This is a genomic window from Enterobacter sp. K510 (assembly GCF_055804875.1).
On sequence record NZ_JBNRLQ010000010.1, the window covers coordinates 60966 to 74670 of the forward strand.

12 protein-coding genes and 2 pseudogenes are annotated in these 13705 nt (G+C 45.3%); 4 read left to right on the plus strand and 10 right to left on the minus strand.

Annotation, left to right across the window (positions count from 1 at the left end):
* Positions 1–30: 30 nt before the first annotated feature.
* From frmA to fghA, 3 genes are all read left to right on the plus strand, one after another.
* The gene (gene frmA / locus ACQUTD_RS17245; RefSeq protein WP_000842086.1) at positions 31–1140 is read left to right on the plus strand and encodes an S-(hydroxymethyl)glutathione dehydrogenase; all 1110 of its coding nucleotides are present in this window, start codon (positions 31–33) and stop codon (positions 1138–1140) included.
* A gap of 41 nt (positions 1141–1181) precedes the next feature.
* Entirely contained in the window at positions 1182–1580 is a 399-nt protein-coding gene (locus ACQUTD_RS17250) for a VOC family protein (protein WP_088222275.1), read from the plus strand.
* A gap of 65 nt (positions 1581–1645) precedes the next feature.
* Entirely contained in the window at positions 1646–2482 is an 837-nt protein-coding gene (gene fghA / locus ACQUTD_RS17255; RefSeq protein WP_008813493.1) for an S-formylglutathione hydrolase, read from the plus strand.
* A gap of 27 nt (positions 2483–2509) precedes the next feature.
* On the opposite strand, the pseudogene ACQUTD_RS17260 reads toward fghA, so the two are convergent.
* A pseudogene (locus ACQUTD_RS17260) lies at positions 2510–2626 on the minus strand (recombinase family protein); the annotation flags it as partial.
* A gap of 63 nt (positions 2627–2689) precedes the next feature.
* Here ACQUTD_RS17260 and ACQUTD_RS17265 point away from each other — a divergent pair.
* Positions 2690–3837 (plus strand): annotated as a pseudogene (locus ACQUTD_RS17265) (IS3 family transposase).
* Position 3838: 1 nt separating this feature from the next.
* Here ACQUTD_RS17265 and pilV read toward each other — a convergent pair.
* The 9 genes from pilV to ACQUTD_RS17310 are packed head-to-tail and all read right to left on the minus strand — an operon-like array spanning position 3839 to position 13542.
* Positions 3839–5086: a shufflon system plasmid conjugative transfer pilus tip adhesin PilV gene (gene pilV, locus ACQUTD_RS17270; protein WP_473385717.1), complete on the minus strand. Its 1248-nt coding sequence runs from the start codon at positions 5084–5086 to the stop codon at positions 3839–3841.
* Positions 5087–5088: 2 nt separating this feature from the next.
* Entirely contained in the window at positions 5089–6036 is a 948-nt protein-coding gene (locus tag ACQUTD_RS17275) for an ATPase, T2SS/T4P/T4SS family (RefSeq protein WP_045336913.1), read from the minus strand.
* A gap of 48 nt (positions 6037–6084) precedes the next feature.
* The gene (locus ACQUTD_RS17280; RefSeq protein ID WP_045336911.1) at positions 6085–6594 is read right to left on the minus strand and encodes a type 4 pilus major pilin; all 510 of its coding nucleotides are present in this window, start codon (positions 6592–6594) and stop codon (positions 6085–6087) included.
* Positions 6595–6603: 9 nt separating this feature from the next.
* Positions 6604–7668 carry a type II secretion system F family protein gene (locus ACQUTD_RS17285; RefSeq protein ID WP_106672295.1) on the minus strand — a complete coding sequence of 355 codons (1065 nt, stop codon included), beginning with the start codon at positions 7666–7668 and terminating at the stop codon, positions 6604–6606.
* Positions 7661–9205: a GspE/PulE family protein gene (locus tag ACQUTD_RS17290; RefSeq protein WP_045336907.1), complete on the minus strand. Its 1545-nt coding sequence runs from the start codon at positions 9203–9205 to the stop codon at positions 7661–7663. The genes ACQUTD_RS17285 and ACQUTD_RS17290 overlap by 8 nt, the downstream gene beginning before the upstream one ends.
* Positions 9206–9214: 9 nt before the next feature.
* Positions 9215–9646, minus strand: a complete 432-nt coding sequence (gene pilP, locus ACQUTD_RS17295) for a type IV pilus biogenesis protein PilP (protein WP_045336905.1) — start codon at positions 9644–9646, stop codon at positions 9215–9217.
* A complete protein-coding gene (pilO2, locus tag ACQUTD_RS17300; RefSeq protein ID WP_045336904.1) occupies positions 9621–11003 on the minus strand; it encodes a type 4b pilus protein PilO2 in 1383 nt (460 codons plus the stop codon). The genes pilP and pilO2 overlap by 26 nt, the downstream gene beginning before the upstream one ends.
* Complete coding sequence (pilN, locus tag ACQUTD_RS17305) at positions 10993–12684, minus strand: PilN family type IVB pilus formation outer membrane protein (protein ID WP_106672296.1); 1692 nt, start codon at positions 12682–12684, stop codon at positions 10993–10995. The genes pilO2 and pilN overlap by 11 nt, the downstream gene beginning before the upstream one ends.
* 3 nt (positions 12685–12687) lie before the next feature.
* Positions 12688–13542: a TcpQ domain-containing protein gene (locus ACQUTD_RS17310; protein ID WP_473277359.1), complete on the minus strand. Its 855-nt coding sequence runs from the start codon at positions 13540–13542 to the stop codon at positions 12688–12690.
* Between the last annotated feature and the right edge of the window lie 163 nt (positions 13543–13705).

A 13705-nucleotide genomic window follows, 5' to 3' on the forward strand; every position in this document is an offset into this window, starting at 1 on the left:
CTAAGCCATCACATTGAGGATAATTTACATATGAAATCACGTGCTGCCGTTGCATTTGCACCAGGGAAGCCCCTGGAGATTGTTGAAATTGATGTTGCACCACCTAAAAAAGGCGAGGTGCTGATTAAAAATACCCACACCGGTGTCTGCCACACCGATGCCTTTACCCTCTCCGGGAACGATCCTGAGGGCGTTTTCCCGGTGGTTCTCGGCCACGAAGGGGCCGGTGTCGTCGTGGAGGTCGGTGAAGGCGTGACCAGCGTGAAGCCGGGAGACCATGTGATTCCGCTTTACACCGCCGAATGCGGGGAGTGTGAATTCTGTCAGTCCGGGAAAACGAACCTCTGTGTATCGGTTCGCGAAACTCAGGGAAAAGGACTGATGCCTGACGGAACCACCCGCTTTTCTTACAATGGCCAGCCTCTTTACCACTACATGGGATGCTCCACCTTCAGTGAGTACACGGTAGTGGCCGAGGTTTCTCTGGCAAAAATTAACCCGGAGGCAAACCATGAACACGTCTGCCTGCTGGGCTGTGGCGTGACTACCGGGATTGGCGCTGTTCATAACACAGCGAAAGTACAGCCTGGAGATTCTGTCGCTATTTTTGGTCTTGGCGCAATCGGTCTGGCTGCCGTTCAGGGGGCTCGTCAGGCAAAAGCAGGACGCATTATCGCTATCGACACCAACCCGGCCAAATTCGAACTTGCCCGTCAGTTCGGTGCAACCGACTGCATCAACCCGAACGACCATGACAAACCGATTAAAGATGTGCTGCTTGAAATCAACAAATGGGGCATTGACCACACTTTTGAATGTATCGGTAACGTCAACGTTATGCGTGCGGCGCTGGAAAGTGCTCACCGTGGCTGGGGCCAGTCCATTGTCATCGGCGTGGCCGGCGCCGGGCAGGAGATATCCACCCGTCCATTCCAGCTCGTTACCGGGCGCGTATGGAAAGGTTCTGCTTTCGGCGGAGTGAAAGGCCGTACGCAGCTTCCGGCCATGGTAGAAGATGCCATGAAGGGTGAAATTGAACTGGAGCCATTTGTTACCCACACGATGACGCTGGATGAAATCAATGAGGCCTTCGATCTTATGCATGAAGGTAAATCAATCCGTACGGTAATCCGTTACTGATAGCGTCTCAACTGAGTCAAACCAACTGAAGGAAATGGATCATGGCAACACCTGTAATTTCTGGTAATGAGGTTTTTTCCCACGTCTTCATCGGTGCATCCGATGTTGAAAAATCCGCTGCTTTTTACGATGCTGTTCTTGGTACGCTTGGCATCAATAACCTCGGCCCGTTTGGCAATGGCTGGGTACTTTATGGTCGCGAAAAGCCAGCCTTTATTATTGCACGTCCTGGCAACGGTGAAGCGCCATCGGCCAACGGCGTAACTGTCGGCTTTGCAGCTGCAAGTCCGGAAGAAGTTGATGCTTTCCACGCCGCCGGCCTTGCCGCCGGAGGGAAAGATGAAGGTCAGCCTGGCCCGCGCAGCCATCTCCCTGGAGCCTATGCAGCCTACCTGCGAGACCCTGCGGGTAACAAAATCACGGCTTATACGTTCATCTGACGTCCGGCTATGAATAGACCTCCCCTGACTCCCTGTCAGGGGAAATAACCATGAGACAGAGGCTGATGGAACTCATCGAGCAGCATGCCAGCGCTGGCGGCTGGCAAAACGTATACCGCCATAATTCACAAACACTTAATTGTGAGATGAATTTCGGTGTTTATCTTCCTCCCAAAGCAGCAACAGAAAAACTGCCGGTGCTGTACTGGCTCTCGGGTCTGACCTGTACGGAGCAGAATTTCATCACCAAATCGGGTATGCAGCATTATGCAGCCAGGAACAACATCATCGTCGTTGTTCCTGATACCAGTCCCCGTGGAGAGCATGTCGCAGATGCTGACAGCTACGATCTGGGCCAGGGTGCCGGATTTTATCTGAACGCGACGGAACATCCGTGGAACACCCATTACAGGATGTATGACTATATTCTCCATGAGCTTCCGGATGTTGTCATGGAGCATTTACCTGTAACATCAAGGAAATCAATATCCGGTCACTCCATGGGTGGGCTGGGAGCGCTGGTTCTGTCGCTGCGAAATCCTGATGAATATGTGAGTGTATCGGCATTTTCACCAATAGTGTCACCTTCTCAGGTGCCATGGGGACAACAGGCATTCACCGCGTACCTGGGTGAAAATAAAAAAACGTGGGAGCACTACGATCCCGTCAGTCTCATTTTACAGGGTGCGAAATTACCAGAAATTTTTATTGACCAGGGATTAAGTGACGCCTTTTATGAAGATCAGTTACGCACTAAAAGTCTTGAAAGAGTGTGCAACGAGATGAACATCAACACATCATTCCGATATCATACTGGTTACGACCACAGCTATTATTTCATTTCCAGCTTTATTGGTGAGCACATTGCTTACCATGCCAACAGGCTCAGGCTGTCAGCATGAGTTGATTTCCAGCCTCAGAAAATGTGCTTAATTTTCAGGCCTGAACAGGGCCTGAATCCTGCAGACCTGAGATGTACTGTAACCGGTGGCTTCAGCAGTTTCTCTTATGCTCAGTTTCTTGACCTGTCGGTAATACAGAACTTTTGAATCGCCACGGGTTTAACAGACACCTCAGAGTCATTTAAGATGGCTTAAAGAGAGGTGCCCATGAGCGGTAAGCGTTTTCCCGAAGAGTTTAAAATTGAAGCAGTCAAACAGGTTGTTGATCGCGGTTATTCTGTTGCCAGCGTTGCAACGCGTCTCGATATCACCACCCACAGCCTTTACGCCTGGATAAAGAACTACGGTCCGGATTCTTCCACTAATAAAGAACAGTCAGATGCTCAGGCCGAGATCCGCCGTCTCCAGAAAGAGCTGAAGCGGGTTACCGACGAACGGGACATATTAAAAAAAGCCGCGGCGTACTTCGCAAAGCTGTCCGACTGAGGTAAGCCTTTATCCGTGACAACACCTGTTGCTGGCCTGTTCGCCTGCTCTGTCGGGTGCTGGATGTACATCCCAGTGGTTTTTACGCCTGGCTTCAGCAGCTGCATTCACAACGCCATCAGGCAGACCTGAGACTGACAGGACAGATTAAACAATTCTGGCTGGAATCGGGATGCGTCTATGGTTATCGCAAAATCCATCTGGATCTGCGGGACAGCGGGCAACAGTGCGGAGTGAACAGAGTCTGGCGACTGATGAAACGTGTCGGGATAAAGGCTCAGGTCGGATACCGGAGCCCGAGGGCACGTAAAGGCGAGGCCAGTATCGTGTCGCCCAACAGGCTCCAGCGACAGTTCAATCCGGATGCTCCGGATGAGCGTTGGGTAACGGACATAACCTACATCAGGACCCACGAAGGCTGGCTGTATCTTGCCGTGGTTGTTGATCTGTTCTCACGCAAAATTATCGGCTGGTCCATGCAATCCCGGATGACAAAGGACATTGTCCTGAACGCACTGCTGATGGCTGTATGGCGCCGTAATCCCCAAAAACAGGTGCTGGTTCATTCGGATCAGGGCAGTCAGTACACAAGCCATGAGTGGCAGTCGTTCCTGAAATCACACGGCCTGGAGGGCAGCATGAGCCGTCGCGGTAACTGCCATGATAATGCGGTTGCAGAAAGCTTTTTCCAGTTGTTGAAACGCGAACGGATAAAGAAAAAGAGCTACGGAACGCGGGAAGAAGCCCGCAGCGATATTTTTGATTACATCGAAATGTTTTATAACAGTAAGCGTCGGCATGGTTCCAGCGATCAGATGTCACCGACAGAATATGAAAACCAGTATTATCAACGGCTAGGAAGTGTCTAGATTATCCGTGGCGATTCATATTTCGGCAGTTGTCACCGTCTTTAATTTTACGATCTACAGTTGATACGCCTCCCGATGCATAAATGGTCATTGGTCTACCAGTGTTGTTGACTGAGGTATAGACAGATACAAATGCCCCAAGTGATGAGTAATTTCCGTTGTGATTAGCAGCTGATGTCCACACACCGGATTGACAAGAAAGTATCCCGCCAGCTGCATCACGGCCTATAAGCCCATTAGGAGAGCATGCAGCGCCTGCTGTGGCCACTCCGTTAAGTTGAACGAATTCATTGGCAGTCATACGACCGTTCGAGAGAATTGTGCCTGCCTGAACCTGCCCACCCGTGTAAATTGACTTGTTGTTATAAGCACGAATCCAGGTGCTGTCAGTCATGTTGAATCCGCCTCCCCATTTTTCGTTGTACCACCCGGTATCACCTGTAGTACGGAACCAACCGCCGGTATAAGTTTCTCCAGCTGTGCGGGTTGTCTGAGCGTTCACATTTGTTGCATTAACATTGGTCGAATTAACATCGGTCGCTGTCACAGTTGTTGCATTTGCATTCGTAGCGTTAAGAGTCGTTGTTGTTGTCGTGGCCGCATTATTAATATCCTTTGCACCCATATTCAGTGCGGTACTCATGGTATTTAATTCAGGATGACCGGGTACGGCCTTCCTGTATAAATAATCACTTATATTATTGCCATCCTCATAAAAACCAGCAATGACAACGCTCCCGTCACCAGGGTTGTAACCGCCAAAAGAGGCCAAACTCATAGTCCAGCTACCAAGTGCCCCTTGTGCGACTCCGTTATCAATAATCCCTCCATCTGAACCAATGCCGATCGCAATCTTGCGAGCAAGACTCTTCGACAATTGCACTCCACCATTTAAAAAGGTCATAGAGTTGAGTTTATTGGCTGTTGGCTCAAATACACGGGTTTGATACGTTGCTGAAAAATTGTTTTGTGAGGAAAATCCAGTAGGAAGATAACCACCACTAATTAACTCTGGAACGCCAAATATAAAAGGTGTTGTTGCTGTAGCGGAAGCTGCAATTGTATCATGATTATCTTTTATATAGAGGTTAACAGCTTGCTGCACTTTCTTTGCCTGAGAGGCAGCAACGGTCGCTCTGGATTGATCTAATATCCAACTGCTCATTGGAAGGATGATAACAGCAAGAACTACCAGCAATAAACCGATAGCGCCGAGAGCATCACTCATTTGTGCTACGCCCTTTTTCATGTTCAGTCCCCTTTGATTTTGTAATTTGCACGATTAAAATCGTCAGCGAGTGTTTTGTAATTCCCATTAGATATTTTAGTTCTTATAGAATCACGTTGAGTAGAATGAAAAAGATTATAAGCGTTGATATCTATATTTCGGCCAATCATTGCATTATTCCTAATAACTGGATTCATTGTTTGATGGGCAATAATATAAAGCGTGTTAGCAATGTTATTTTTAGCGTTGGGATTAACCTCTTCACAAAACATCACATACCGTTCAATTGCATCAAATATTGAAGAAGCATGAATAGTTGAAACAACAAACATAGTCAGAGAAGCTTTAAGCACTTCATGTGCTGTATGACTATCACGAATTTCGCCAAGAAGAAGACAAGAAGCTCCAGTTCGCCATGCCTTTTTAGTCGCAGAAGAGTAGGACTCATGTTGTCCAACTTCCATCTGCATACATCGGCCAGTTCCATGGCGCCCATTGAGTAGTGTTTCAATAGGATCCTCAATCGAAACACCCAGACTACCGGTTGTCTCGATACGGTGTTTAAGAACCGAAGCTGCCGTAGTGGTCTTGCCGCACCCCATTTCTCCTGCAATCAGACACAACCCTGTCGCACTTGGCAGCTCAATGGAATGACGTAAGTCTGTGGAGAAAGCAATTTCACTAAAATCTACAATATTTTTTGGAGTTTGACGCATTACAAAACTTATACCGTCAAATACGCTGGTTAAGACGGTAATCCTATAAACACGCCCCTCATACTGCAGAGAAAACTCTGTCTTTCCTGAATCCTGAAAAACAAGTAAGCATTCATTTTTAAGTTTGTTTGCATCAGGTAAGAACTGCTCTGGAAGGTCAGTTATAAATGATGCCGCCCCTTTAAGGCCTTTAATTTCTGAATAATCCTTTCCAAGAAGTAAATCTATAAAATCAAGGTCATTTAGCTTATTCATTTCTCTACCGTAAAAATGCCCACTAGGGGCATTTAGGATTAAACAGAATTAGGATTTCGTAGTGAACACGACAGTGTTCTGGTCTGTCGTACAGGCTGTTGTAGCCATGACAGCAGTAACTTCACCGGTAAAAGACTGGGAGTTAATTTTGGTAGAAGCCATTTCAGACGTGCCTAATTTCTGTGTGAGATTAATACAATCCTTATTAGACAACATCGTATCGGTTATCGTGAACCCGACCCCAGCTCCTTTAACAGTGATTGTACCTCCAGAACGGTTGTTGATAGTGCTTCCTGATGTAGCGACTGTGCTAGGTAACGCACCTGCATTGATAAGAGCCTGGTTATAGTCCGATGTGCCGTAGCCGTTACTCGCTCTCATGTTTTTAGTTTCGTTGATAAGGTTACTGATAACTGTGACCTCATTGGTGGCATAGTATTTAGAATAACCCATATAAACCAACGCCATCACAGCTGCGATTAGCACCAACATAATGCCAAGTGATGAAAGTGAATCAGTAATGTTTGCAATACCACGCTTCATGTTCATATTTTTCATATTTTCCCCTTAATGGAAGAATGCTTGTTGAATTAAGTCAGACATAACTAAAATGAGTAACGAAATGGAACCCACGCAACCGAAATATCCTAATAACCTGAGTACCTCTCCTGTTTTTTCAACTGATGAAACTGTTTTTTCAAGCCATTTCCCGGCAAAGCGTTTCAATGACCCCTCTGAGTTCGAGGTTTCAAAAAGGCTCTTCATCTTAATGATGGCCGCGTCTCCAGGAAACTCGTAACCAATAACGTCAAGTGCTGATCCTAAATTCTCCTCACCATCTTCAATTGCACCACGCATTGCTTCCAAACGCTCAAGCATCCAAGGAGACTCACAAGAGTCAACCATATTCGTTATTGCGGTCTCCATAGGAATACCAGCGGAAAGCATAGCATTCACGTTTAAAATAAAAGTTGCTCCATTTAAACGCTTATAAATGGAAAATGGAGGGAATTTATCAAACCAGAATCTTACATTACCTGTCCAGCGCGAAAGTGTTTTAAATATTAAAACACTAACACCGACCAGAACAAATAAAATCAAATACCAGTATTCTGTGACTGTAACATAAAAATACCAGACACCCAACTGAGCAACATTCCATTTTTCAAGCGGTACGCTCTGTTTCAAAAGTGGGACAAGCAATACGCAGAACATAACTACAATGCCGAATGTTAGCGCAAACATATATGCAATAATCATCAAAGATGACTTTATCGAACGAAAGATTTTATCAGTACCTTCGGCAATAAAAATTGCATTGAGGAACCCATCAGCGACTCTACCTGCAACATCACATGAGTCTATAATGCTAAGTTCCTGATCTGGTATCCATTCGCGTAGTGAATCCGCAAGAGAATAACCGGCCATGATATTTTGTCTGCACTCACTGAGAATTTTACCAATCGGATTACCCGGATTTCGCCCTCTACGAGTATAGTTTTCAATTAGCTTATCAAATGTGGCAAGTACACTTAAACCATCCAGCAGGTACTGTCTGAAATCATCATACAACTCCACTCTATCAGTAGCGCTAAATGTGCGGCTATAAATATAACGTTCAAAGTTATTCATTAAATTTATCATCCCTGTCAAGGTTACAGATTTTCTTATGAGCTATAACAGGATCAACCTTTCCCTGATTAATAAGGGCTGTAATATTCTCGCATAATGTTTCCCCGCCTTTTGAGCGCCAATAATTCCATGCCGCGAATTTGCCTTCCCGTTCATAAAGAGACATAAATTTATAATCAGTTTCGATTACCTCAAATACTCCTGTGCGGCCCTTTATGCCTGTATTTTCACAGTACTCACAACCGGATTCATTAATCAGGAAAGCATTCTGAGATTCTGTATATTTATCGATCAGCTCTCTCAAATAATCGTCGACCTCATCTTTATGTTCTTCATAAGGGCGCCTGCAGTGCTTACATAAGAGCGGAGTAAGTCTTAAACCAATAAGACACGTAATCAACGTCGCATCTGTTAATAAATCCTGGTCGACACCAAACCTTCTTAAGCGCTGAATAATATCAATAGGGTGACTTGTGTGAATGGTAGTAATCACGTTATGTCCGGTTTGTGCAGCTTCTATAACACCGGTTGCTGATGTACTATCCCTGACCTCGCCAATATAGATGCTATCTGGATCGAGACGCATGAGGTTCGAAATTGCTTTACCCCAAGCTTTGGCCATTAGCTCCCTGTCACTTCTGTCGGCTAGAATGAGTGGGGTTTGAATCGCCCCACGTATAGGTGATTCAATAGGGTCTTCAACCGTTAACAGGTTTATACCTGAATCATCTCGTGTAATAGACTCTGCCATACACTGTGAAAGCGTTGATTTGCCGTGACCAGTCGGCCCACTGGAAAAAATCGCACCTGAAGGTTTAAATAGCGTTCGTCTGATCGCCGAGGCTTGCTTAGGGGTTAAACCCAGATCTTCGAGCTCCAGTTGCTGCTTGCGCTTCGAGACCAGTCGCACTACTGCAACCAGGGTGTCTGAGTTACCTGGACGACTGGCAAACCGACCTGTACTCAATCCAAGCATTGACACAAATTCTTCTTTCAATCGAGCATCACTGGATTCAGTGGCGCTCAGAGTTGGCGTGCTTTGCTCTGTACACATTGAGTTGAAGAGGGTATTAACAAGCAACCGGCCATTTTCCGTAGAATCCCCAAACATCTTCATTGGTCGCTTGATTCCATCAATACGAAACGATACCTGAAAGTATGATGAGTCGATTCTGAAATGAATATCTGATGCACGCATATCGACGGCATGCTTGATAATTGCTATGACTTTGTTCTGAGATGGCGTATTAGTTTCTGACGATGAAGTTGTTGAATCATCAAAAGCATTACAAACGTCCGCTAATTCCTCTCTTGTAACCCAATTAACGCTTGGGAATACTTCTTTTTTGTTTAAGTGCTTCTTTAAATCAAAATAATGAGTATTACCATCGAACTGATCTACAACAAATAGTTGATAACCTCCTTCGGAGTTATCTTTTAGAAGTCGCACATTTTCAATTATTTCTGATGGAATCTTAATATTTGGTAAATACTGTGCGATGTTTACCAAGCTATGCGTATGCTCAGAATATTGCATTGCCCACCTCTAATTAATAACCTGAATACTCTGTGTGCTAATGTTTTTAACTTTGACCCCGCCTAAACCTATACTCAGAACTTGCCACCGGCCTCCAGGGAGCAGCTGACCAGCAGTCACAGAAGTGGTATTTCCATCCTGCATGCTGAGAACTGCATTTTTTCCACTAATTTTTACCAATTGCGGTAGAGCATCCGCTTGAGAAGTAGAGACTCCCGAAATACCTGCTACAGTCGATGGGTTAGCCTGTGACGTTGCTCCATAATCCTTAATTTCAGCCTCAGCTTTAGCCTTATTAAGAGCCGCTTTTGCTTCATATAACACTCGTTGCTTTTGCATATTATCCAAATCCCATACGGTTCCACTTTCTGCAAGAGCACCAAATGACACTAAGAAAAACACAAGGATAAAATTTTTACGATTTAGAAATACGTTTTCCATAGACAGACCCTGTAATTTTATAGGTGATAGAACGTTGATCCTGAGCGATTTCATAGATAATGCTATTAATTCGCATTCCTAAATACTCCCCCTCCTTGAAAACTAATTGTGGTGGGACAGTGGTTTCGACATTGAATGTAAACTCCTGCCAGTCCTGTAGAGGCAGGTCCTCTCCTTCTTCATTCTTTTTAATGTCTTTTATTGAGACTTCAGTAAGAACTGCCGGTATGTTTACTGACTGAAAAAGGGAAACAATTTTTAATAACTGCGCCCCCAAGTCTTGTAACGGATCATCGCCGTTGGGGGGCAAAGTATTTTTTACGAAAAATGCAGAAACATTTGTCTGGGTGATATTGAATGCCGGTTCAGTACCGAATTTCTCTCTCACGGCATCTACAAAAGCTTGTGCTGTAACCGCAGAATTATCCGGTCGGTTATAGTTAGCATCAAATCCATCTTGACTACACTTGATGGTTGCTGGCATCCATCCCTTTTGAGAAAGCCCAAATTTCTTTAGTCCCTCTTCACACGCTGCCAAAAACACAGGGATTGAGGAGGTTGATATCCACGGATGCTTCAACTTGTCCAGTGCAGCCTGATACCGGGCAATTTTATTTATCTCAGCCTGCTTAAGAATCTGAGCCTGGATGGCAGCTTTTTTTATTCTATCCTGCTCATCCAGATGATCCTGAATAAAAAATACAGCCACGCACGACATCACCAGCGCAGCTGCAAAACCGATTAACTGATTTTTCGTCATTCCCCACTGAAGAGGCTTAAGACGGAAATCTTTTCTGACGTTACCGGGTTTTAGTATCTCATTGAGGTCCAGAACATCAGTAACCCATTCAAATTTATTAATATCTCCAAAAACAGGGATTTCTGTATTTTGTTTACTACCTCTTAAATCCTGTTTGAGGTCTAACACCACCTGTTTAATTTTTGATTCAGGGAAGATCATATCTGAGTTGGAGTGAATCGCGCCTTTCTCAGTACGACCGACTAAAGTATATTCCTCTTCACCTTCGGCATTCGCGCCAAGCGAAATTACTGCGATACAACTCCCCTGAAGAAGGGTAGCTAACGCGACAATAAGAGAATAGGCCCCCCTTAATTTTTGCTTGGATTTAGGAGCAAAGCCAGCCTGGATTGCTTCAGCTTTCCTAATAGCAACTACATCAAGATTTCGATCTTTGCCTATCCTGCGAACTTCTTGCATCACCTTCCGGTGAGATTTTATAGTTTCCCATTCCAGCCCAACGACAAAGCGATGGTTGTTGATAGTCAATACACGTATTGATGCATCGCTTACGTATAACTCAGCTTTATCGCGCTTTTTTTTATTTTTAGCGTACATATGGAGTCACCGTAATAACAAAGCTCTGTTTTGTTTTTGCGCCAGACAACGCACCGCCAAATAAAATATTACTTGGTGAGCCAACGCCCTGCCGATTTGAATTATCAGTGTTCTGTTCAAAACCTGACATGATCAGTGTCTGCCCAGGCTTTAACCAAACACGCTGCTGCAGAGATCGTGTATCAATATCTGGTGCTTCAATTTTTTGCGTATCAGATGTGATGGTACGGATTTGCTTGAGGCTTGAAATATCCATGAACATATTCAGCATCAGGCGATCTGAATCCTTCAGGATTTTAGGGAGAATGGTGATATTCGTCCCCGTGGTTACGCTTCCCGGCGTCAATGATTGTGAAGGAACGGTTGCATCGCCCGTGGCATACGCCGTGGTGGTAACATCTTTCAGGTAAGTTGTTTGCTGGCCGACGAGTACAGGTGCGGCAGCCATATTTGTGGTCATGATCGTGCTGGTTTTAACATCCGATACCTTTGCTTGCTTTGAAAGTGCATCAAGAAGGAATGATGAACCAGCGAACTGCGCTGCGGAACCAGTTGCTGTATCAAGGACATTAAAACCACCAGAAATTGCGTCGCCTGAAACGCCGCTGTTTGTGTTAGCGAGCTTGATTCCATAATTTCCATTCAGGGATTTCCAGACTAAATTCCAGTCAATACCGATCATGTCGCTCACATCTGTATTGACGGTATAAGTCACTACCTTCAAAACGACCTGGCGGCTCAGGGTGCTGTTTTCATCATCGAGATACTCACCCACTCGACTGACTACATCGGGAACATCTGTAATCATCAACGTACCAGTGGTAGCGTTCAGACTCAGACGCCCGACGCCCGGGGTTAACATGCTCTGAACAGTTTCCTTAAGGTCCTTATAAAGGTTATTTCCCATTGCCACGGTGGACGACATTGTTGACCCACCAGAACCAGATACACCGGAACTTGAGGAACCGCTGCCGCTGCCGTTGTCAGTACCCGTTGCGTTAGAGAGGCCACTTGTAACCATCCCTGTCAGATCATATTTTGCATCTGCCGGCTGTATATCGAATCGCTTGGTTTCGAGGTAATAAATGATGGGCTCATCATTACTGTATTTCCATGACACACCCATTCGCGCAGTAACGAGATCCATGACCCCGCCGAAATTACCTGAATAACTGACGTCTGTTATGTACCTACTGGCGGCCGCAGGAGAAGGGCTTGTATTGCCGTTAGCCTCAGCACCAAACATGGCCAAGGGTTTCATTTCACCGCTGTTCATTACAGGGGATGGCACTGTCGCCAACCGTTGTGTCTTAGAACCGCTTTCGCCACCGCCGCTTAAATACGCCGCGGCATCCGGAGTAACTCGAACACGGATATGGCACTGCTCGCTCATATCTTGGGCGAACTGGAAAATATCCTGTGGCTTAGCTGTTTTGTAAGTCACCTGGCAATTTACCACTTCGCGCGGAGCGTCATATTTCGGTTTTGGTAGCGGAGTGGTATTAATATACTGACCGCTTGTGAATTGAACTACCGGGGCATTATCACCCATTTGCTTTATAAGAGATGAAGCCTTAACACCAGTGTCCTCGGCATCTTTTCTTACTTCGTTCATCCTTTGCACTGCACAACCGTTTACCAGAATGGTGCAAATAACAATAGAGAGTAATTTTTTTGTCATGCTTTAATTCCTGTCATCAATGATGATAATGCACTGATTGCGATACGCACTGACGTAAAGAGGCGATTGTGCTTTCTGATATAAAGTGAATAATTTTGTTGTAGCTTCTTCAAAACTGCCCGAGAAACTGAGCGGATAATCGATTGGGTAGTTAATATCGGTTTTCCACTGCACGTTCCATTTATGATCTTTACCTGGGCAGTTATCAGACTTGGTCCACGCGATAAAGCCATCCTTTAAGGTCAACCCTTTATCAATCTTCCACATTTTCGGTTCTGTAGGTTTAGATACTGGGGAATGACTAGCATTGGCTTTGTTTACCGCTAATAACGTAGGGGACACAGATTCTGATTTGTTACTCACCCGGTAAACCACTTTAATTTCGCGGTCCTGATCTGCAAATTCTGCATGTAACCCCACAGCAGATAGCATGTCATTCAAAACCTTCGGCCATTGTGCACCCGCAGGCCAGGATACAGTTTTCTTGAAACTGCGTGCGACATCTGGTGAAAGGCGAATACGCCATTCTTTCGGAACTACCTGGTGCATTGCCTGTAGCAATGGGACATCCTTTCCGCTCACATAAACGAATCCGCTCTTATCCGGCACTGGAAGCGTAAGTTCGGTCTTATTTACTTGCACTGGCGGAACCGGCAAAGTTCTTGATTGGTTTACTGAGTTATGACGCACCACAGGTGTTTGTGAAGATATGACAGGTTTCGGTTCCGGCACATCCTCAGTGAATCTAATCCAACCAGTTTCATATTCGAGCTTTGTAACCGGTGCAGATTGGCCGTTACTGCAGGCTAATAAACCATTAGCTGCAACTAAGGCTGTTATCAGTTTTCTGTTAGTCATATCTGGTCATTTCCCATTGAAGCATTGGCTCAAACCTTCCCGTCTTCCACGCTACCGCCATGCCTTACACTTTCATGTAGACCTCAAAACTCCAGCGCATCGGTAAAATTGTGTGCCACGACGTACCGAAGTGGACAAAACCTATATAGAAACATGCGTTTTG

Coding starts and splice junctions, on each gene's coding strand:
- frmA (WP_000842086.1), top strand. CDS start 31: ATGAAATCACGTGCTGCCGTTGCATTTGCACCAGGGAAGCCCCTGGAG.
- ACQUTD_RS17250 (WP_088222275.1), top strand. CDS start 1,182: ATGGCAACACCTGTAATTTCTGGTAATGAGGTTTTTTCCCACGTCTTC.
- fghA (WP_008813493.1), top strand. CDS start 1,646: ATGGAACTCATCGAGCAGCATGCCAGCGCTGGCGGCTGGCAAAACGTA.
- pilV (WP_473385717.1), bottom strand. CDS start 5,086: ATGAAAAAGGGCGTAGCACAAATGAGTGATGCTCTCGGCGCTATCGGT.
- ACQUTD_RS17275 (WP_045336913.1), bottom strand. CDS start 6,036: ATGAATAAGCTAAATGACCTTGATTTTATAGATTTACTTCTTGGAAAG.
- ACQUTD_RS17280 (WP_045336911.1), bottom strand. CDS start 6,594: ATGAAAAATATGAACATGAAGCGTGGTATTGCAAACATTACTGATTCA.
- ACQUTD_RS17285 (WP_106672295.1), bottom strand. CDS start 7,668: ATGAATAACTTTGAACGTTATATTTATAGCCGCACATTTAGCGCTACT.
- ACQUTD_RS17290 (WP_045336907.1), bottom strand. CDS start 9,205: ATGCAATATTCTGAGCATACGCATAGCTTGGTAAACATCGCACAGTAT.
- pilP (WP_045336905.1), bottom strand. CDS start 9,646: ATGGAAAACGTATTTCTAAATCGTAAAAATTTTATCCTTGTGTTTTTC.
- pilO2 (WP_045336904.1), bottom strand. CDS start 11,003: ATGTACGCTAAAAATAAAAAAAAGCGCGATAAAGCTGAGTTATACGTA.
- pilN (WP_106672296.1), bottom strand. CDS start 12,684: ATGACAAAAAAATTACTCTCTATTGTTATTTGCACCATTCTGGTAAAC.
- ACQUTD_RS17310 (WP_473277359.1), bottom strand. CDS start 13,542: ATGACTAACAGAAAACTGATAACAGCCTTAGTTGCAGCTAATGGTTTA.